Origin of the sequence: Sinorhizobium sp. M4_45 (genome assembly GCF_002885915.1) — a bacterium.
In the GTDB taxonomy this organism is placed as follows: Bacteria; Pseudomonadota; Alphaproteobacteria; order Rhizobiales; family Rhizobiaceae; genus Sinorhizobium; species Sinorhizobium meliloti_A.
On the sequence record NZ_NWVE01000011.1, the window covers coordinates 148022 to 165644 of the forward strand.

Sequence of the window (17623 nt, forward strand, 5' to 3'; positions counted from 1 at the left end):
GACCTTCAATGACGCCCGATCCTATCGGTCCCGGCCCCGGGCCGGGAATAATTCCGCCGAACCCGGTTCCGCCACTCGGCATTCCCGATCCGCCGCCAAACGAGCCCGAGCCCGATAAGGGGCCCGAGGACGACACGCAGAATCCGCCCGACGAAAAGGAGCCGCCTCGGACCGACGTGCTTCCCCGGTGAGGCTTGACTTTCAGGAACGGCGATGAGAACATACCATGAACATTCTGGAGAGTCTCTCATGACCCATGCAGAGGAAGTGATCGAGCGCGCTATGGCCGCCGTCGCCCAGGCAAGACGCCGGCGGGAGCGCGAACAGGAGTGGCGCAGAAAAACCTTCGGACGGATTCAGGTCGGTATACCGCTCCCGCCCCTCAAGCGCGGCGTGCAGCTTTCGCTGCAGCTTGACCGTCCCGGTACGCAGTGAAGCCCGAAGCCGATCGGCTCATTCCGACAGGGCGACGAGGAAAACCGTAGCACGATTTTCCTCGCGATCGCCTCAGGCGGCAGCCAGTTCCGGCCGTTCCCTGGGGAAGGGCTTGAAGGTCAGTGCGATCAGGAAAGCACCGATGCCGAGACCCCAGGCGCCGATATAGAGCCAGCCGTAGCTGGCAAAAACGTCGTAGATCACCCCCCCGGCAACCGGGCCGATCGCCATGCCGAGACTGCCGGCCATTGCCGTGCCGCCGATGACGGTGCCCATCATGCGCAGCGGGAAATTCTCGCGGGCGATCACGGCGTAAAGCGGCATGACGCCTGCATAGATGAAGCCGAACACTGCAGCCACCGCGTAGAAGGCGCCGAGGTCGCGCACGAAGAAATAGGCGAGCGCACCGAAGGCCTGCAGCAGCAGTCCCGATACCAGGATGCGCTTGGCGCCGTAGCGGTCTCCGAGGATGCCGAAGGCGACACGGCCGCCCATTCCCGCCAGACCCTCGAGGCTGTAGATGGAAACAGCGGCCATCATCGGGATCCCGCAGCTCACGGCGTAGCTCACGGTGTGAAAAATCGGGCCCGAATGAGTGGCGCAGCAAAAGAAGTTCGTCAGCAGCAATATGACGAATTGCGGCGACCTCAGCGCCTGTCCAAGGGACATGTCCGGCTGCCCGTCACTTGCAGAGACGGCATTCGGACCTTCGAGGACAGGCGGGCGGCGCAGGAGCAACGCAGCCGGAATCATCGTGACGGCGGCAAGGGCGGCTATGATCTGCAGCGATGTCCGCCAGTCGTAGATCGTAACCAGCCACCCGGCCAGCGGCGACATGGTCATGGGCGCCATTCCCATGCCGGCCGATACAAGAGATACGGCAAGGCTGCGATGCGTATCGAACCAGCCTGTCACGCAAGCCATCATCGGCGCGAATATCGCCGCGCAGGCACCTCCGACGATCACCCCGAAGAGGAGTTGGAATGCGATCAGCGATGGCGCAAGGCTGGAAAGCGCAAGGCTCGCCGCAAGGAGCGCGGACCCGACCAGCACGACCGGGCGCGGCCCCCAGCGGTCCGAAGCGCTCCCCCAGACCATACTTGCCAGGGCCATCGCGATGAAACCCACCGTCATGGCACTCGATATGCCGGTCACGGACCATCCGGTATCCCGCGAGATGGGCACAAGGAAAACCGGCAATGAAAACATGGCACCGATTGCAATGCAGCCGAGCAGGCCGCCGGCAGCAACGATCACCCATCGATAATGCGCATCGATCATTCTCGTGTCTCCGCTCAGGGCAGTCCGGCGCGGCATTCATTGTCAGTCCACGCCCGGATTGCCGATCAAATCAAGGGCATTCTCCCGTTCGCGGCTGTGCCGCGCATACGATAGGACGAACGGCGCCTAAAGGCGCCGACATGGGGGTGGAAAATTTTCAGGCTGCATTGCGCTGGATGCGGTTGAACCATGTGGCCCTCAGCGGAATTCCCGAAGCCCCCTCTCCCCGCAGGCGGGGCGAAGGGACTCGCGGCAAGGTCCAGACCGAAGAGGATGCGAGGAGCGGCCCGCTTGTTCCGTCTCCCCGTTAAACGAAGAGGAGGTGCCGGCAGGCGGATGAGGGACGGAGGCGCCCGATCAGGCCACCGTGTTCGACGTGTCGACGACCTCGAAATCATGCGTGATGGTCGCCGTCTTTGCGAGCATCGCGGATGCGGAGCAGTATTTCTCGATGGAGAGGGCCACCGCGCGCTCGACCTTCTTGGCGGCCAGACCACGGCCCTTGACGATGAAATGCATGTGGATGCGGGTGAATACGCGCGGGTCCTGATCCGCCCGATCGGCATCCATCTCGACTACGCAATCTTCGACGGCCTCGCGGCCCTTCTCGAGGATGTGGACGACATCGAAAGCCGAGCAGCCGCCGGTGCCGATAAGCACCATTTCCATGGGGCTCGGCCCCGGTGTCGGGCTATCCGGGCCGGCGGCCGTGCCGAGCACGACCTTGTGGCCGCTTCCGGATTCTCCGACGAAAGTCCTGCCTTCGACCCATTTGATGCGTGCCTTCATCCGATTCTCCTTCCTGTCGCGATGCGTTCATCTTCGTTCCAATGACGCAAAACGCTCCCGATTTCCACCCACGCGCCAATCCGCTCAGCGCGCACCCCAGGTGTCGGTCAGCCGGTAGCCCTCGGGCCACGGGTCCGACGGGTCGAGCATGTGCTGATGGGTGCCGGTAATCCAGGCGCGGCCCGAGATTTCCGGCAGCACGGCCGGCCGGCCGCCGACTTCGGTGGTGCCAAGGATGCGGCCGGAGAAGGTGGAGCCGATCAGCGAAACCGCCGTCAGCCGGTCCGAGAGCCCCATCTGCCCTCGGGCATGCAGCACGGCCATGCGTGCCGAGAGCGCCGTGCCGGTCGGAGAGCGGTCGACCTTGCCCGGCTGGATCGCGACCGCAGCACCCGCCCGCAGGCCTTCCGCGGTACGTTCCACGGGGCCGGCAAAGAGGCAGAAGGAGAAATGCCGCCAGTCGGGGTTTTCCGGATGATGGAAACCGAACTGGGCATTTGCCGCGTTGGTGATCCTGACGCCAAGCCGGGCGATGTCGTGCGCCTCGTCCGGCTTCAGGGCGAAGCCCATTGCGGCAGCATCCACGATTACGAAGCTATCGCCGCCATAGGCGGTGTCGACTGTGAGGGTCCCGAGCCCCTCGACCTCCAGCTTCGCGTCCAGCCGCTCGGCAAAGCTCGGCAGGTTCTCGACGAAGATGCGTTCGGCCTTGCCGTCACGGCACTCCGCGCGCACGCGAACGAGACCGCCGGGCGCCTCGAGCGTGATCTCCGTCACCGGCTCCTTCATCGGCAGGATGCCGCTGTCGAGCAGCACGGTGGAGACGCAGATCGAGTTGGAGCCGGACATGGGCGGCGTATCTTCCGGCTCCATGATGACGAAGGCGGCATCCGCGTCCGGATGCTTCGGCGGCACCAGGAGATTGACATGGCGGAAGACGCCGCCGCGCGGCTCGTTCAGGACGAAGTTGCGCAGGGTCTGATCGCGGGCGATCCAGCGGCTCTGTTCCCAGATCGTGTCGCCCGGCGGAGGTGCGACACCGCCGACGATCACGTCGCCCACTTCGCCCTCGGCATGGGCGGAAATGACATGAATGGTCTTGGTGCTGCGCATCGCGAACTCCTCGTTTCAAAAGCCAGCGCGGTTACGAACGTCCGCCGCGCTTCAGGGAAGCCAGCCCGGCATCCGGGCCGGGACGCGCCCCGTCAAGGCCGCGGCGACGCAATCGGCAAGGCTGCCGAAGCGCACTGCGCGCCCGGAAAGACCGGGACCGTAATGGGCGTATTTGCCGGAGTTGGTCATGACCGCCCGGGTACGCGTCGGGAACACGGGCTCGGAGATTGAGCACCAACAGAGGTCCGGCAGCACCTGGACGCCGCTCTCCTGAAGCCGCGCGAGAATTCCCTCGCGGCGCGCCGCCGCAATGACCTCATGTCCGGCCGTGACGATCACCGCCACGTCCGGATGCCGCTTGCGGCCGTCGAGCGCCTCGGCCAGCGCCCGGCACTCGGCAAGGGACGCGTGCGGGCTGCCGATCGCCACGAGTTCGATTTCATCCGGACCCTCGTTCAGGGCGGACCACGCAGCCGTCAATTCGTCGCGGGTGATGGTCGCATGATCCGCGTCCTCAACCGCAGCACCGCCGGCCTCCGGCGTCACGCCCTCCACATGCAGCATCGGCGCGGCCGAGGTGGTGCCGAAGGCGGCGCAAAGCGCCTTCAAGTCGTCGCGCGAAGGCTCCGCCGGAGCAAGCCCGCGGATGAGCGGAATGCGATCTGGCGCCGCCCGCCCGGCGAGGTAGCCGATCAGCGGCCAGAAAGCGTCGTCGGCGCCCGCGGGCAGTTCGACGTCTATGATCCGCCGTGCCTTGCGGTGTTTGTCGAGATAGACGCCGGAGAGCGGCGCCCGTCCGGTAAGCGCGATGCAAAGGTCGAGGAAATCCGGGTGCTTCGCCGTCCGCGCACCGAGGACGCTGTTGGCGAAGATCACGGCATTGGACTCCGCCCAGGCGACGGCTTCGCCCGTTCCAGGCGCGCTGTCGAGCAGATAGGGCGAACAGGTGAAGGTCGGCCGGCAGCCCATGCGGACATAGGCATCGGCGAGCCGAGCCGCAGGGTCGCCGAAGGATGGCGGCACGCCTTGCCTCTGCCAGTTGGCGCGGTCCACGGAAATGGCGTTCATCGTCGCCGGGATCCGCACCTTCGCGCCCATCTCCGCCATCTTCTCGGCAAAGATCAGGTTCGCGGGACTGGCATAGATGCAGCCGTCGATATGCGCCTGCGTCACATCCACGAGGCCCTGTGCCCCCTGCTGCGCCGCCATGGCCGAAATGATGCGCATGGCCTGCGCAACCGCGACGCCTTCCTCTCCGTCGAGCATGGCGCGGTCGCCATCGGTCAGGTCGAGCGCGGCCGTAGCGGGCGGAACGACGGGGATCGTCAGCCCCTCGGCTTCAATCGTCCTGTCACCGATCCGCGCCGTCTTCGCGCGAGCGAGCGCCGCAAAGGCTTCGGGAGCAAGACGCAGCACCGGCAGCGGGCTGGCGAACATCTCGGAAGCGATCAGCGCGCCGAGGGTCAGCACATCTTCCGGTTCGGAAAATATGAGTGCGGCCGGGCCGCGACCGGTCAGCACGAGGTCGAGCAGCACACCCGAGCCCGTGCAGGACCCGCGGCTCGACGGCATCATCAGGATGGAGCCGGTGAGCGGGACGCCATGCAGCGGGTGGTGCACGTCGATCACGCAGCCCGTCGCGGGATCGACCCCGCCCCAGAAACTCAGCGCCTCCCCGGTCGCGATGACCGGGCCCTCGGCCGCCCCCTGAAGGATGCTGCGGGCGGGATCGAGGCCGCTCATTTCACGACGAAGCCGTGGGCGAAGGGATCGCGGTCATCGATGAAGATGGTGTTGATGCCGGTCATCCGCGCCCAGCCGGCGATCGACGGGATGATCGCATCGCGGTCGGCGACCTTCGCGGCCGCTTCGACGCGACCCTTGAAAAGCGAGCCGATGATCGACTCGTGGACGAACTCGTCGCCGACATTCAGCTTGCCCTTGGCGGCAAGCTGCGCGATCCGGGCCGAGGTGCCGGTGCCGCAGGGCGAGCGGTCGATGGCCTTCTCGCCATAGAACACCGCGTTGCGGGCATGGGCCTCCGGCTGCGTCGGCTTGCCCGTCCACTGGATGTGGCTCAAGCCCCGGATCTCCGGGTGTTCGGGATGGACGAACTCATATTTGGCATTCAGTGCGGCCCTGAGCTTGGGGCTCCAGCCGACCAGTTCTCCCGCCGTATGGTCGGCCATGTCGCGGAAGTTCTTCTGCGGCTCGACGATGGCGTAGAAATTGCCGCCATAGGCGACGTCGACCACGATCTCGCCCAGCCCTTCGACCTGCGCCGTCAGGCCTTCCGCATAAAGGAAGCTCGGCACGTTGGTAAGGCGCACCTCCTCGACGAAGCGGCCCTCCTGGCGGTAGGTGATGTCCACCTTGCCCGCGGGGGCATCAATCGACAGCTTTCCCGGCTCGCGCGGGGTGATCAGGCCGTTCTCGATGCCCATGGTGATGGTGCCGATGGTGCCGTGACCGCACATCGGCAGACAGCCGGAGGTCTCGATGAAGAGCACCGCCACGTCGCAGTCGGGCCGGGTCGGCGGGTAGAGGATCGAACCCGACATCATGTCGTGGCCGCGCGGCTCGAACATGAGGCCCGTTCGGATCCAGTCGAATTCCTTCAGGAAATGCGCGCGCTTTTCCAGCATGTTCGCGCCTTCGAGACGCGGGCCCCCGCCCGAAACGAGGCGGACGGGATTTCCGCAGGTGTGGCCGTCGATGCAGGAGAAGGTGTGGGTGGCCATGGTCGAAACCTCTGTCAGAATCTTTGCGGCGAAAAGGGTGCAATGTCGATGGCCGGAGTCCGGCCCGTCAAGAGATCGGCGACGATCCTGGCCGTCCCCGCCGATTGGGTGAGCCCGAGATGGCCGTGACCGAAGGCGAAGATCACCCGCGGCGTCGCGCGGGCGCGGCCGATGGCCGGCAGGCTGTCGGGCAGCGACGGCCGGAAGCCCATCCACTGCACCCCGCCTTCCGGTTTCAAGCCGGGCAGGAAGGCCTGCGCCTTCTTCAGCATCGCTTCCGAGCGGCGGTAGTTCGGCGGCAGGTCGAGCCCGCCGAGCTCGACCGCACCGCCGACCCGGATACCGGTCGACAGCCGTGTCACGACGAAGCCATGGCCGCCGAAGGTGATCTGCGTGCGCAGGTCGAACGCGTCGGCGGGAAGCGTCGTATTGTAGCCGCGCTCGGTTTCGAGCGGAATGCTTTCGCCGAGCGTGCGCGCAACCCGGTGCGAGAATGCGCCTGCCGAGAGAACCACCTGTGCCGCCCGCCGGGCCCTGCCGTCGGCGCTCAGGACTTCAACCGCCCCGTCGACCGGCTTCAGCGCAATGACCTCCGCGCGCTCGATCACCCCGCCGATCGTGCGGAAATGGTCGGCAAGGGCAAGCGTATAGAGCTTCGGATCGGCGATCGAGTACCAGCCGGGCGTGAAGGTGGCGTGGGTGAAGCGCGCCGCCAGGCCCGGCTGGATCTCGGCAACGCCTGCGGCATCGAGATGGCGGAACTCGATCCCATGATCCGCGCGCGCCTTCCAGCCGGCAAGCGACGCCTTGAATTCCGCCTCTCCCTCATAGACCTGGAGGTTGCCTTCCTTGCGCAGCATGGGCGCCGTGCCGGTTGCTCCGAGGAACGGCTCGAGTTCCGCTTTCGACAGGTCCATCAGCGCGGTCTGGGCCGCGGTCGAATGCGCCACGCGGGCCGGCTGACAAGCACGCCAGAAGCGGAACATCCATGGCGCGATCTTCAGCGCATAGGCGGGCGGCACGGTAAGCGGTCCGAGCGGATCCAGGAGCCATTTCGGCGCCTTTTTCAGGATGCCGGGCGAGGCAAGCGGAAGGATATCGGTGAAGGCGAATGCCCCGGCATTGCCGGCGGAAGCGCCGGCCGCCGGCCCCTCGCGGTCCAGAACGGTGACCGACAGGCCGCTGGCCACGGCGGCAATCGCAGCCGATAGGCCGACGACCCCCGCGCCGATCACGATGACGTCCGATTCGGCCATTTATCGTACGCTCGCCAGGAACTTCTGCGTCTCGGGGTTCTGCGGCGAGGCGAAAATCTGATCGGGCGAGCCGATCTCGGCCATGATCCCCTGATGGAAGAAGGCCACGCGATCCGACACGTCGCGGGCAAAGGTCATTTCGTGGGTAACGCAGATCATCGTCATTCCCTCTTCCGCCAGCATCTTCAGCGTGTCGAGCACCTCGCCGACCAGCATCGGATCGAGCGCCGAAGTCACCTCGTCGAACAGCATATATTCCGGCGACATGGCAAGCGCCCGGGCGATCGCCATGCGCTGCTGCTGGCCGCCCGACATGCGGTTCGGATAGACCTTGAGCTTCTCGCCGAGACCGACGTGGGTCAACTGCTTCACCGCAATCTCCTCGGCCTTGTCCTTCGAGAGGCCGAGCACCTTGCGCGGGGCGAGCATGACGTTTTCCAGCACGGTCAGATGCGGGAAGGCGTTCCATTGCTGGAACACGATCCCGACCTTGCGGCGCAGCCTGTTGAGATCGGTGCCCTTGGCATGGACATCGGTCCCGTCGATCACGATCCGGCCGGAGTCGATCGGCTCGAGCCCGTTGATGCAGGTGAGCAGCGTCGACTTGCCGGAGCCGGAGCCGCCGATGATGGTGACCACCTCGCCCTTTTCGACGGTCAGGTCGATGCCCTTGAGAACCTCCAGCGAGCTGAAGGATTTGCGGACGTTTTCGATCTCAATCATTGGGGGACCACCGTTTTTCGAGATACCCGCCAAGCCGGGCGACGGGGAAGCTGAGGAGGAAGTAGATGGCGCCGCAGATCAGCAGAATGAAGAGCGGCTCCTGCAGACGCGTGACCAATATCTGCGAGGCACGCAAGAGCTCGACCAAGCCGAGCCAGAGCACCAGTGCGGAGTCCTTCATCACGCCGAGCGTCAGGCCTATCCACGACGGAAGCGAGACCCGGGTGGCAAGCGGCGCCACGATGTAGCGCATGTCCTGCCACCAGGTCATGCCGAGGGAGCGCGCCGCACGGCGGGTCGTCACCGGCACCGACGAAATTCCGCCGCGCACGATCTCCGCGCAGAACGCCGCCGAGTAGAGCGAAAGCACCACGCCGGAGGTGGTGAATGGGCCCCAGCCGAGCTTGGCGATCGACTGGAAGGCATTGCCGAGCACGAGCTGGATCAGGAGCGGTACCGAGCGGAACACGTCGAGCAGCAAGGTCATCGGTGCCGACCAATAGGGTCCGATCTGGAACCGGATCACTCCGAAGAGGATGCCGAGAACGGTGCCGGCGGTGACGGCGACGGCGGTGACCGCCAGCGTCATTCCGGCGCCTTGCGCAAGAAAGGCGAGATCGTTCCAGGTGAGGGCAGTATCAAACATCTCTCACCCCTCTCAGTAGCGGAACATGCGCCAGGCGAAAGCCCGGGCTGCAAGCGTGACCGCTTTGGCGATCAGGTAGTAGATCACCGCAGCGAGCGCGAAGAATTCGAATGTGCGGAAGGAGCGGGCATTCAGCTCCTGCGTGATGCCGGCCAGGTCGGTGTTCATGCCGACGGTGACGCCCAGCGACGTCATCAGGATGGCCCAGACCATCTGGTTGGTCGCGGGCAGGAAGGCCACGCGCAGCATCTGCGGCAGAACGATCAGCCGGAACGCCTGCAGCGAGGTCATGCCGAGCGACCGGCCCGCCCGGGCCTGCGTATCCGGAATGGCCTTGAGCGCGCCGCGGAAGTTCTCGGCAAGATAGCCCGCATTGTTGAAGGCGATCCCGACCAGAAGCGCCGTATAGGGGCTCAGGTGGATCCCGAAATTGCCGAGGCCGAAATGGGCCATGTAGATCTGGAACAGCGCCGGCGTGTTTCGCGCGACCTCGACCCAGGTCGTGGCGATGCCGCCAAGGATACGGCTGCCGGACAGGCGGAACACGGTGAGCGCGATCGCGCAGGCGACGCCGATGACCATCGACAGCACCGCGACCTGCAGCGTGACCACCGCGCCATCCAGCATCTGCGGCAGCGCCCTTAGCGCCTGATTCCAGTGGAAGGTGTAGTTGAACATTCCCGTCTCACCCCTCGGAATGCAGCGACGGCGCGGGTTGCCCCGCACCGTCAGACGATCCCCGGATCAGCGGTAAACGCCGTTCACCGACAGGGACGGAGCCTCGCCACCGACCCACTTCTCGTAGAGTTCGGCATAGCGGCCGGTGCGGACCTGCTGATTGACGAACAGGTTGAGGTAGTTGAGGAAGCCGTATTCCTCGCGGTTGGTGAAGAGGGCCACGTAGTCGATGTCGAAGGGCGCCTTGTCGACCACGGAGATGCCGGGGAACTTGCCGCCCTTGACGTTGGACTGCGCGACCGTCGAGGTAGAGACGGTGGCGTCGAGCTGGCCCTGGCTCAGCGCCAGGAAGACGTCGGCCTGCGTCTGGTAGGGGCGGAACTCGCCCTCGCCCCAGGCCTTGACCTGGTTTTCGAGTGCGATTGCCTCATAGGTGCCGGCGGTGGCGCCCACCACCTTGCCCTTCATGTCTTCGAAGGACTTGATGCCGGACTTCTCGTTGGCGGTTACCGCCATTTCGAAGGCAAAGTAGGGCACCGTCATCCCGACGGTCTTGGCGCGCTCGAGCGTATCGGAGGTGGAGGCGACACCCACATCGACACGGCCGGACATCAGCGCCGGGATGCGCTCGGGAAACGGCGTCTCGACGATCTCGGCGGTGACGCCGAGCGCCTTGGCCAGATCGTTGCAGTAATCCACGTCGAAGCCGATCGGTTCGTTGTTCTCGTCGCGCGAGCCCATCGGCGGGAAGTCGAGCACCACGGCGCAGCGCAGCGTTCCCGAAGCGATGATGTCGTCCAGCTTGTCGGCATGGGCGGGGCTCGTCAGAGCGGTGGCGGCAACGAGGCCGAAGGCGAGGACCGAGGTCTTCATTCTTGTTCTCTCCCTTGAGTTGGCCGATCGGTGTGACGGCGCGCGCACTATTCCGCGTTGGAGAGCACAAATCAATTTAAAAATACAATTAGTATACAAAACGTATATAACAGGACGCCTTTTCGCAATGAAAAGGGGCTTTCCCTTGTGGAAAAGCCCCTTTCATTGCGCGGTCGACGGACTGGATCAGCCGAGGAAGTCCTCGGGCAGCAGCTCTTCCGGCATGTTCTGGTAAGCCACGGGACGCAGGAAACGTCGAATCGACATGGTGCCGACGCTGGTTGCGCCGAAATTGGTCGAGGCCGGATAGGGGCCGCCATGCACCATCGAATCGACGACTTCAACCCCGGTCGGGAAGCCGTTGACCAGCACACGGCCCGCCTTGCGCTCGAGCACCGGACGCAGACGGCGCGCCGTCTCCAGGTCGCCCGCATCCATATGGATGGTTGCGGTCAGCTGGCCCTGGAAGCCGCGCGCGAGCTCTTCCATTTCGGCCGCCGATCCCACTCGAACCACGAGTCCAAGCGGACCGAATACCTCTTCGCCGAGCGCATGGTCGGCCAGGAATTGCGCGCCCGTCGTTTCGAAGAGATTGGGCGATGCGTCACGGCCGGATGACTCGGTCGCAAGCAGCGGTTTCACGGCGTTGCGCGTCGCAAAGCGCGCCTGACCGTCGCGGTAGGCCTTGGCGATACCGTCCGTCAGCATGGTTTGCGGTGCCACCTTGGCAAGCGCCTCGACGGCGGCGGTGGTGAAGCGGTCGGCATCCGCACCTTCGGTGACGACGGCGATGCCGGGATTGGTGCAGAACTGCCCGGCGCCCATGGTGAGCGAACCGGCCCATCCCTGCCCAAGCGTTTCCGCCCGTGCCTTCAACGCTTCCGGCAGCAGGAACATCGGGTTGACCGAGCCGAGCTCGCCGAAGAACGGGATCGGTTCGGGGCGCGCTGCGCAAAGATCGAACAGGGCACGTCCGCCGGCAAGCGACCCGGTGAAGCCGACGGCTTTGATGTTGGGATGCTGCACCAGCGCATGACCAACGTCGCGGCTACCGCCCTGGATCAGCGAGAATACGCCGGGATGAACACCCGTCTTGCGGATCGCTGCGTCGACGGCCTCGGCGACGATCTCGCCGGTGCCGGGATGCGCCGAATGGCCCTTTACCACTACGGGGCAGCCCGCCGCGAGCGCCGCGGCCGTATCGCCGCCGGCGGTCGAAAAGGCGAGCGGGAAATTCGAGGCGCCGAAGACGGCGACCGGACCGACGGGGCGCTGGACCAGCCGTATCTCCTGACGGGGCGCCGGCTGACGCTCGGGCAGCGCCGCATCGACGCGCCGGTCGAGATAATCACCCTTTTCGATATGATCGGCAAAGAGCCTGAGCTGGCCGGTCGTGCGGCCGCGTTCGCCGTTGAGCCGCGCCTCGGGCAGGCCGGTTTCCTGGCTGCCGATCTCGGTAATGGCCTCCGCCCGGGCCTCGATCTCGTCGGCGATGGCGCGCAGGAAGGCGGCGCGCTCCTTGCGCGAGGAATAGCCATAGGTCCAGAAGGCTTCCTCAGCCGCCTCGCAGGCCCGGTTCACCAGCTCTACGGTGCCGACGGCAAAATCATGCGCCGGGCCATGCGCCGGAGCCGAGGCGAAGGTGCCTGCCCCATCGAGCCATTCGCCCGCGACGAGGTGTTTTCCTTTGGGGGTGAAAATCATCTGACTTTCCTTTCTCTGGATCACAATGACCCTGGTCGATTCGGCACAAGATCATAAAACGCGTCAATTCCCGTAACGAAACGGGGATTGCCGGCGGAAATTCGCATACACTCTCCTCGCCCGTTGCGGAACCGTTACCTTCCGGCGAACAGACGAATTGCACTTGCCGGGGGTTTGTATACTCTATGTATGCAGAACATCAACCGCCTGCCCCTGAATCAGGCCTAGCACGAGAGAGACGACATGAGCGAGACAACCACCCTGACGACCACAGCGCTTCAGGAGCGCGTCGAGGCGATCTTCCGCAAGGGCGGCCTTAACGTGGTGCAGGCGGGCGCTCTCGCCCGGGTGATCGTCGCCGGCGAACGCGATGCCTGCAAGTCGCACGGCATCTACCGGATCGAGGGCGCGCTGCGCACGGTCAAGGCCGGCAAGGTCAAGCCCGAGGCCGAGCCGGAAATCGTCGCGCAGGAAGCCTCGGCGATCGTCAAGGTGAATGCCAGGGGCGGTTTCGCCAATCCCGCCTTCGAACTCGGGCTGCCGGTGCTTGCCGAGCGTGCCCGCAAGCACGGCATCGCCGCGCTCGCCATCAACGACTGCACGCATTTTTCGGCGCTCTGGCCGGAAGCGGAGGCGCTCACCGGAGAAGGGCTTGCCGGGCTCGTCATGTGCCCGAGCTATGCCACGGTCGCACCGACAGGTGGCAACAAGCCGTTGCTCGGCACCAACCCCTTCGCCTTCGGCTGGCCGCGCGCGGGCAAGCCGCCCTACGTCTTCGACTTCGCGACTTCGGTCGCGGCCCGGGGCGAGATCGAGTTGCACCGCAGGGCGGGTAAAGCGCTGCCCGAAGGCTGGGCCATCGATGCGCAAGGCAATCCGACGACCGACCCGGAGGCTGCGCTCGCGGGCGCCATGCTGCCCTTCGGCGGACACAAGGGCTCGGCCATCGGCACGATGATCGAACTGCTGGCGGGCATCATGATCGGCGACCTGACCAGCCCCGAAGTGCTCGACTATCTCGGCACCACGACGCTCGCACCCTTCCATGGCGAACTCATCGTCGCCTTCTCCCCGGAGGCTTTCGCCGCCGGCCGTCCAGGCGACCCCTTCGCCCGGGCCGAGCTGCTGTTCGAAGCGATCGTCGGTCAGGGCGCACGCCTGCCTTCGCAGCGCCGCTTTGCCGCCCGAGCGAAGTCGGAGGCCGAGGGCATCACGCTGAGCGCGGCCGAGATCGAGCAGCTCGACCGGCTGCTTGCGCTCGGACTCGACGCCGTGGCGTGATTCTCGGCGGGCATTCTTCCACCCTCCTGTGGCAAGCATAGGAGGATTCGGGCACAGGAGGGATTCGGGGAATTCAGACATGAAGCGGCTGGAACGGGTACGCCGATGGGCAAGGGGCATCAAGCGAGACGTCGTCGTCCTGTGGCTCGCGGCGCGTGACCGCCGCGTGCCCTGGTATGCGAAGCTGGCGGCAGGCGCGGTCGCGGCCTATGCATTGTCGCCGATCGACCTGATACCCGACTTCATCCCGGTCCTCGGCTATCTCGACGACCTCATCATCGTTCCCGTCGGCATCATCGTCGTGCTGAAGCTCATCCCGGTCGATGTCCTTGCGGACCTGCGCGCCACCGCAATGAAATACACCGCGCAGCCGGTGAGCCGGGCCGGGCTGGTGGCCGTCGTTTCGATATGGGTTCTGCTGGCAGTTCTGCTCTTCTGGGCGGTGCTCGGCCCCCCTGCCGCCGCACGGTAAAAGAAAGAGGCCCTCCTGATGGAGAGCCTCCTCCGTCTCCGGCCCGATCAGGCCTTGTACTTTTCGACGGCGCCCGGGAGCTTGCTCCACTCGGCATACCAGGTGTTGAAGAGCTTGAACTGCGCCTCGACATAGCCGCGCTGGCTTTCGGTCAGCGCGTCGGTCTCGTTGAAGTGGAGCGTGTATTCCTTGTCTCCCTTCAGCACCATCATGTGCTTGAAATAGAGGACGAGGTCCGGCCCTTCATCGAAGGAGGAAAGCACCGCAAGCGCCTGCTCCAGTTCCTGTGCACGCTGGCGTGCATCGACATCGCCGGCAGCAGCGGCCTGGGACAGGTTGCAGAGGTGGATCACTTCCTTCGGCAGCACGTTGCCGATACCGGTGATGGCGCCGGTCGCGCCGCAGTTCACGAAGCCGTGGAAGACGGCCGTATCGACGCCGATCATCAGCGAGACGCCGTCGTCACGGCTGGTGATGTGCTCGGCCGCGTAGCGCATATCGGCATTGCCGCCGAATTCCTTGAAGCCGACGAGGTTCGGATGCTTCGCGCGCAGCGCGAAGAAGAGGTCGGCCCGGGTGGCGAACCCGTAATAGGGGCTGTTGTAGATCACGGACGGCAGGTCCGGGGCGGCAGCCAGGATCGCCTTGAAATGCGCCTTCTGTGCCACGATCGAGGGACCGCGCGACAGCACCCGCGGGATTACCATCAGGCCCTGCGCTCCGACCTTGTGGGCATGCGCCGCATGCGCGACGGCCGAGGCGGTGTTGACGGCACCGGTGCCGACGATCACGGGGACGCCCGCCTTGACCAGGCGCTCCACGCCTTCCATGCGCTGCGCATCGGTCAGAAGCGGCCAGTCGCCCATCGAACCGCAATAGACGACCGCCGACATGCCGTCGGCAATCAATGCCTTGCCCTTGCGCACGAGGGCATCGAAGTCGGGCGTGCGGTCTTCCCTGCAAGGGGTCATCAGGGCGGGGATCACGCCCGAAAAAATCTTGGCCTTCATTTCAAACTCCTATTGGCCTGACGGATGGCAGAGACAGGACGCCATCGCGGCGATTGCCTGTGCTTCGATATGAAAATACCATTTGTATTTTATTTGTCGACAAAAATCGTGCTCAGCTCACAGGGCAATTTCAAGCCGGTCGTTGCGGGCGAAAAGCTTTTGAATTTGCTGGACGATCTGCTCGGCATGAGTGCGGGCCAGCCGATCGGCCGCCTCGACATCACGTGCGGCGATAACGGCGATCATGTCCTCGTGCTCGTCGACGAAGCGCTGCGGCAGCCGGTCGTCATAGGACTGATAATAGAGCCGGAGGATCCGCCGGCCTTCGTCGAGAAGCCGGTTGAACAGACCGATGAAATAGGGATTGCGGCCTGCCTCGGCGATGGCCGAATGGAAGGCGGCATTGGTGGCGATCATCGCCAGCGCATCCTGCGCCTGGACCGCTGCGGCGAATTCCGCCTGACGGGCGCGGATCACCTCAAGATCCTCCGGACGGTGATGTTCGGCCGCCAGGCGCGTCGTGACGCGATACATCAGCACCAGCGCGTCGAAGAAAGTGTGCAGGTTCAGGAAATCGATATTCGATACCATCGTCGATCTGTTGGGCAGCGTAGCGATCAGCCCCTCTCCCGCCAGCCGTACCAGCGCTTCACGGATCGGCGTGCGCGACATCTTGAACCGTTCGGCAAGCTGCACCTCGTCGATCGGACAGCCCGGCGGCAGAACCAGATCGAGGATTTCGTCCCGCAAGAGGTCATAGACCATCTTCACGCCGGAACCGCGCTTGCGTTCGGGAGCTGAATTGGTGTCCGTATCCTTGTTGGTCATGCGGTCTCCTTCTTGTCGACAAAAGAAATACTTCTCCGCGACGATGGGATCAACGGGCTTGCCCGCATGTTTCGCGGTTTTCAGGCCCTTTTACCGATAATCTTTCAGGTCTCCGGCAGGGTAAAGACGGCGCAGGGCGCCGCGATGCCGCGCAGCGCGTGTTCGCCCAGCGGCACCAGCGGGGTTCGGGTCTCGGCGGCAAGTGCGCCGGAAATCAGCACGGATCGCCCGAGCGGCCGGCACAGGCCCTCCAGCCGGCTCACCAGATTGACGGCCGGACCGATGGCCGTGAAGTCCAGCCGGTCGATCGATCCGACATTGCCCCACAGTATCTCGCCAAGATGCAGCGCCGCGCCGAAGCGCAACGGCGGCAGTTCCTGTTCGTGGCGCAGAGCCTCGAGATGCGCCATTCCCGCGCGGGCGGCAACGACCGCGCGCACGGCCCGGTCGCAGGCCTCCGCCGGCAAATCGTTGACCGGGAAGATTGCCAGCACGCCGTCGCCGATGAACTTGAGCACCTCGCCGCCGAAGGCGTGTATCGCTCCTGCAAGCCGGTCGAACCAGTCGTTGAGCGCCGCGATCACACGGGCAGGCTCATGTTCCTCGGAAAGGCCGGTGAAGTTGCGCAAGTCGGCATAAAGCAGCGCCGCCCGGATGCTCTCTCCGGTGCCGCGGCTCAGCGCCCCGGCCTGCACACGGGCAGCACTGCGGCGGCCCAGATAGGCTTCGAGCAGCGCCGCGCGGGTCGCCCGCTCCGCCAGGACGGCCAAGGGAGCGGCTGCGAAGCGGGCGGTCTGACGCAACCGCGCGATCTCGGCCGGATCGAACCGCCTCGTCCCGGCCCAGCCCAGCACCACCTTCTCTTCCGTCTGGCCGACCACGTCCTCCTGCACCGGACCGAACCCCGCCAGCCAGTCGCGACCGGCGTGATCGACCGGCCCTTCGGCAAAGCCGAGCGCCTCGATGACCGCGCCGTCCTCCGCCCGCCAAAGCCAGGTGCGCCGCGCGATGATCGGATGCGGCACCGCCAGCGTCAGGGCACCGCCGGCCAGCGGAAGGCCGTCTGCGCGGAGCCGGTTTCCGAGCTCTGCCAGGAACGGGTCGGGGCCGGACGAGGTACCGGCCTCATCCAGAAGCCATGCGAGGGGTGCGGGCAGGTCCATTCGTTGATCATAGAGCAGTTGCAGGAAATGTGTGAACCGATCTGGCCTCGCGGCACCGATCCGAAAATCGCCCCGGCTCCGCAGGCAGTGGCGCGGGCGCTCCCCTCGGGATATGATCGTTCCCGTCCGGATCCGGCGCGCGGCCTTCTTTCTCGCCGGCGCTCGACGGCAACCGAAGGGGAGTCCGATGCAAGAAGCTCTCGTCGTCCGCCGAAGCCCGAGGGGCTTTATCTCGTCAATATTACCGGGGCCCGCTTCGCCCGCGGCTCCTTCCGCGAGGTGGTGCCGGTGCACCGCCTGGCTTACAGCTTCGGCTGGGACGACAGCGATGTCGTGCCGCCGGGCTCGAGCCTTGTCGAGATCGATCTGATCGAGCAGCCGGATGGAACGCTGGTGCGACTGACCCATTCGGGCCTGCCCAATGCCGAGCAATGTGCCGGCCATGCCGAAGGTTGGGCGCACTATCTCGATCGGCTTTCGGAAGTTGCCGCGGGACGCGACCCGGGGCCCGACCCGTGGCACGGCCGTACTGGGTGAGCCTGGGCCCCGGCCGCTGACCTGGGAGCTTCCGCCTCGTCCTTCTCGCGCGGAACTTTGCGGAGCCTGACGTGTTTGCCGTAGCCGCCGGCA

19 protein-coding genes are annotated in these 17623 nt (G+C 65.4%); 5 read left to right on the forward strand and 14 right to left on the reverse strand.

What is annotated here, in order from left to right:
• Positions 1–8: 8 nt before the first annotated feature.
• A complete protein-coding gene (locus tag CN933_RS25940; RefSeq protein WP_018097987.1) occupies positions 9–191 on the forward strand; it encodes a hypothetical protein in 183 nt (60 codons plus the stop codon).
• A 58-nt stretch (positions 192–249) separates the two neighbouring features.
• Positions 250–435 (forward strand): hypothetical protein, encoded by a 186-nt coding sequence (locus CN933_RS25945; RefSeq protein ID WP_015243438.1) that lies wholly within the window; start codon positions 250–252, stop codon positions 433–435.
• Between the two features lie 72 nt (positions 436–507).
• On the opposite strand, the gene CN933_RS25950 is transcribed toward CN933_RS25945, so the two are convergent.
• The 11 genes from CN933_RS25950 to CN933_RS26000 all read right to left on the reverse strand — a co-directional run bounded on the left by CN933_RS25950 (position 508) and on the right by CN933_RS26000 (position 12239).
• The gene (locus CN933_RS25950) at positions 508–1716 is read right to left on the reverse strand and encodes an MFS transporter (protein ID WP_018097988.1); all 1209 of its coding nucleotides are present in this window, start codon (positions 1714–1716) and stop codon (positions 508–510) included.
• Between the two features lie 357 nt (positions 1717–2073).
• Positions 2074–2505, reverse strand: a complete 432-nt coding sequence (locus CN933_RS25955) for an OsmC family protein (RefSeq protein WP_018097989.1) — start codon at positions 2503–2505, stop codon at positions 2074–2076.
• Between the two features lie 84 nt (positions 2506–2589).
• Positions 2590–3618, reverse strand: a complete 1029-nt coding sequence (locus CN933_RS25960; protein WP_100672501.1) for a trans-3-hydroxy-L-proline dehydratase — start codon at positions 3616–3618, stop codon at positions 2590–2592.
• 51 nt (positions 3619–3669) lie between these two features.
• Complete coding sequence (gene lhpI / locus CN933_RS25965) at positions 3670–5361, reverse strand: cis-3-hydroxy-L-proline dehydratase (protein WP_018097991.1); 1692 nt, start codon at positions 5359–5361, stop codon at positions 3670–3672.
• Positions 5358–6359: a 4-hydroxyproline epimerase gene (locus CN933_RS25970; protein ID WP_018097992.1), complete on the reverse strand. Its 1002-nt coding sequence runs from the start codon at positions 6357–6359 to the stop codon at positions 5358–5360. The genes lhpI and CN933_RS25970 overlap by 4 nt, the downstream gene beginning before the upstream one ends.
• A 14-nt stretch (positions 6360–6373) precedes the next feature.
• Entirely contained in the window at positions 6374–7615 is a 1242-nt protein-coding gene (locus CN933_RS25975) for an NAD(P)/FAD-dependent oxidoreductase (protein WP_018097993.1), read from the reverse strand.
• On the reverse strand, positions 7616–8338 hold the full coding sequence (locus tag CN933_RS25980; protein WP_018097994.1) for an amino acid ABC transporter ATP-binding protein: 723 nt from the start codon (positions 8336–8338) through the stop codon (positions 7616–7618).
• Positions 8331–8984, reverse strand: coding sequence for an amino acid ABC transporter permease (locus CN933_RS25985; protein ID WP_102762858.1), 654 nt, complete (start codon positions 8982–8984; stop codon positions 8331–8333). Before CN933_RS25985 ends, CN933_RS25980 begins: the two co-directional genes overlap by 8 nt.
• Positions 8985–8996: 12 nt before the next feature.
• Complete coding sequence (locus CN933_RS25990) at positions 8997–9662, reverse strand: amino acid ABC transporter permease (protein ID WP_010975155.1); 666 nt, start codon at positions 9660–9662, stop codon at positions 8997–8999.
• A gap of 66 nt (positions 9663–9728) precedes the next feature.
• Positions 9729–10535 carry an ABC transporter substrate-binding protein gene (locus CN933_RS25995; protein WP_018097996.1) on the reverse strand — a complete coding sequence of 269 codons (807 nt, stop codon included), beginning with the start codon at positions 10533–10535 and terminating at the stop codon, positions 9729–9731.
• A gap of 186 nt (positions 10536–10721) precedes the next feature.
• Entirely contained in the window at positions 10722–12239 is a 1518-nt protein-coding gene (locus tag CN933_RS26000) for an aldehyde dehydrogenase (NADP(+)) (RefSeq protein WP_018097997.1), read from the reverse strand.
• Between the two features lie 243 nt (positions 12240–12482).
• On the opposite strand from CN933_RS26000, the gene CN933_RS26005 reads away from it, so the two are divergent.
• Both CN933_RS26005 and CN933_RS26010 read left to right on the forward strand, forming a co-directional pair.
• Positions 12483–13520: an Ldh family oxidoreductase gene (locus CN933_RS26005; protein ID WP_102762859.1), complete on the forward strand. Its 1038-nt coding sequence runs from the start codon at positions 12483–12485 to the stop codon at positions 13518–13520.
• Between the two features lie 79 nt (positions 13521–13599).
• Positions 13600–13992, forward strand: coding sequence for a YkvA family protein (locus CN933_RS26010; RefSeq protein ID WP_102762860.1), 393 nt, complete (start codon positions 13600–13602; stop codon positions 13990–13992).
• A gap of 47 nt (positions 13993–14039) precedes the next feature.
• On the opposite strand, the gene CN933_RS26015 is transcribed toward CN933_RS26010, so the two are convergent.
• The 3 genes from CN933_RS26015 to CN933_RS26025 form a co-directional block, all read right to left on the reverse strand.
• Positions 14040–15002 carry a dihydrodipicolinate synthase family protein gene (locus tag CN933_RS26015; protein ID WP_102762861.1) on the reverse strand — a complete coding sequence of 321 codons (963 nt, stop codon included), beginning with the start codon at positions 15000–15002 and terminating at the stop codon, positions 14040–14042.
• A gap of 117 nt (positions 15003–15119) precedes the next feature.
• The gene (locus CN933_RS26020; RefSeq protein ID WP_018098001.1) at positions 15120–15830 is read right to left on the reverse strand and encodes a GntR family transcriptional regulator; all 711 of its coding nucleotides are present in this window, start codon (positions 15828–15830) and stop codon (positions 15120–15122) included.
• Positions 15831–15934: 104 nt separating this feature from the next.
• A complete protein-coding gene (locus CN933_RS26025) occupies positions 15935–16993 on the reverse strand; it encodes an adenylate/guanylate cyclase domain-containing protein (RefSeq protein WP_102762862.1) in 1059 nt (352 codons plus the stop codon).
• Positions 16994–17020: 27 nt separating this feature from the next.
• On the opposite strand from CN933_RS26025, the gene CN933_RS32460 reads away from it, so the two are divergent.
• Entirely contained in the window at positions 17021–17530 is a 510-nt protein-coding gene (locus CN933_RS32460) for an SRPBCC family protein (protein WP_348627624.1), read from the forward strand.
• Positions 17531–17623 lie beyond the last annotated feature (93 nt).

Bases quoted from the DNA above. Each gene is read 5' to 3' on its own strand.
- CN933_RS25940 (WP_018097987.1), top strand. From the start codon at position 9: ATGACGCCCGATCCTATCGGTCCCGGCCCCGGGCCGGGAATAATTCCG.
- CN933_RS25945 (WP_015243438.1), top strand. From the start codon at position 250: ATGACCCATGCAGAGGAAGTGATCGAGCGCGCTATGGCCGCCGTCGCC.
- CN933_RS25950 (WP_018097988.1), bottom strand. From the start codon at position 1,716: ATGATCGATGCGCATTATCGATGGGTGATCGTTGCTGCCGGCGGCCTG.
- CN933_RS25955 (WP_018097989.1), bottom strand. From the start codon at position 2,505: ATGAAGGCACGCATCAAATGGGTCGAAGGCAGGACTTTCGTCGGAGAA.
- CN933_RS25960 (WP_100672501.1), bottom strand. From the start codon at position 3,618: ATGCGCAGCACCAAGACCATTCATGTCATTTCCGCCCATGCCGAGGGC.
- lhpI (WP_018097991.1), bottom strand. From the start codon at position 5,361: ATGAGCGGCCTCGATCCCGCCCGCAGCATCCTTCAGGGGGCGGCCGAG.
- CN933_RS25970 (WP_018097992.1), bottom strand. From the start codon at position 6,359: ATGGCCACCCACACCTTCTCCTGCATCGACGGCCACACCTGCGGAAAT.
- CN933_RS25975 (WP_018097993.1), bottom strand. From the start codon at position 7,615: ATGGCCGAATCGGACGTCATCGTGATCGGCGCGGGGGTCGTCGGCCTA.
- CN933_RS25980 (WP_018097994.1), bottom strand. From the start codon at position 8,338: ATGATTGAGATCGAAAACGTCCGCAAATCCTTCAGCTCGCTGGAGGTT.
- CN933_RS25985 (WP_102762858.1), bottom strand. From the start codon at position 8,984: ATGTTTGATACTGCCCTCACCTGGAACGATCTCGCCTTTCTTGCGCAA.
- CN933_RS25990 (WP_010975155.1), bottom strand. From the start codon at position 9,662: ATGTTCAACTACACCTTCCACTGGAATCAGGCGCTAAGGGCGCTGCCG.
- CN933_RS25995 (WP_018097996.1), bottom strand. From the start codon at position 10,535: ATGAAGACCTCGGTCCTCGCCTTCGGCCTCGTTGCCGCCACCGCTCTG.
- CN933_RS26000 (WP_018097997.1), bottom strand. From the start codon at position 12,239: ATGATTTTCACCCCCAAAGGAAAACACCTCGTCGCGGGCGAATGGCTC.
- CN933_RS26005 (WP_102762859.1), top strand. From the start codon at position 12,483: ATGAGCGAGACAACCACCCTGACGACCACAGCGCTTCAGGAGCGCGTC.
- CN933_RS26010 (WP_102762860.1), top strand. From the start codon at position 13,600: ATGAAGCGGCTGGAACGGGTACGCCGATGGGCAAGGGGCATCAAGCGA.
- CN933_RS26015 (WP_102762861.1), bottom strand. From the start codon at position 15,002: ATGAAGGCCAAGATTTTTTCGGGCGTGATCCCCGCCCTGATGACCCCT.
- CN933_RS26020 (WP_018098001.1), bottom strand. From the start codon at position 15,830: ATGACCAACAAGGATACGGACACCAATTCAGCTCCCGAACGCAAGCGC.
- CN933_RS26025 (WP_102762862.1), bottom strand. From the start codon at position 16,993: ATGGACCTGCCCGCACCCCTCGCATGGCTTCTGGATGAGGCCGGTACC.
- CN933_RS32460 (WP_348627624.1), top strand. From the start codon at position 17,021: ATGTGTGAACCGATCTGGCCTCGCGGCACCGATCCGAAAATCGCCCCG.